The 1015-nt window shown below is 45.5% G+C and carries 1 protein-coding gene; it reads right to left on the bottom strand.

Annotated elements, in window-relative coordinates; genetic code table 11:
- Positions 1-1015 (bottom strand): hypothetical protein (locus NYG90_RS10505; RefSeq protein WP_285265045.1); only part of this gene is annotated, 1015 nt, incomplete at both ends.

Below are 1015 nucleotides of genomic sequence, written 5' to 3'. Positions count from 1 at the left end.
TTGTTGGTAAAGGAACCACCCGCTAGGGTAAATTTAGCAACCTTACCGATGATAGTGTGATTACCACCCTCTTGGGTGATGTTAGCAAAGGCAGAATCTGTGCCATTGACAAATGTGCTGCCACTTCCACCTGCTTTAAGCACGACATTGCTAAGTGTGCCACCTTTATGGGTGAAAACTCCTCCAGAGAGATTAGCAGTGGTGATTGTGCCGCTTTCTTGGGTAAAGTTACCGCCAGATTGGGTAAGGGTGGTGATTGTTGATTGTTGATTTGAGGCTACTTGCTGTATGAAATTCCCACCACTTTGATTGACATTAGTGATTTGCCCAGCATATTGAGTAAAATCTCCGCCCTGTAGATTGAGCGTGCCTATCTGTCCGCCATCACCTACTGGTGCGTAGCCACCGCCACTAGGTCCATAGCCTTGATAATACGCTCCATCAGTCATAGTAGCCGTAGTTACATCGCCATCTTTTTGGTAGGTTGTGCCACCGGATTGGTTGAGATTCTCAATCGTTATACTGCCACCACCATTTTGCAGGACAAGTTCGCTAGGGGTATTGGGGGTATTGCTTTGATTAAGCGTTGTAACTGAGATTGAGCTGCCTGCATCTGCACTAAGGCTTAGACGATCAGCAGAGTTGTTGATAGCAGTGATAGTATTGTTGCTGTTGCTAACAGCCTTGATCTCGACTTTGAGCTTCCCTTCAATATTTGCCGTTCCTATGGTGGAGTTATTAAGACGGACATTACCCCACAGCCCACTTGCATCTATACCTACACCTTCTGTGTTAGTCCTAAAGCTATCCAAAGTAACTCGGTCTAGTATTAGGGTTTTGCTCCAACCACCATCTGTAGCAAACCTTGCCGAGTCCCCTTGACAAGAATTTTCATTACCTTTGGGGTCAATTACAAAGTTACCACCACTTGCATAGACATCGCAGTTAGCTTTTGTTACATCACCACTAAATAGATACCACCGAGCGTGGAGATCTGTCAAAGTTAAGCACGAGA

Source organism: Helicobacter zhangjianzhongii, from assembly GCF_030249855.1.
In the GTDB taxonomy this organism is placed as follows: domain Bacteria; phylum Campylobacterota; class Campylobacteria; order Campylobacterales; family Helicobacteraceae; genus Helicobacter_B; species Helicobacter_B zhangjianzhongii.
This window is presented reverse-complemented; position numbering and strand designations above follow the sequence as displayed.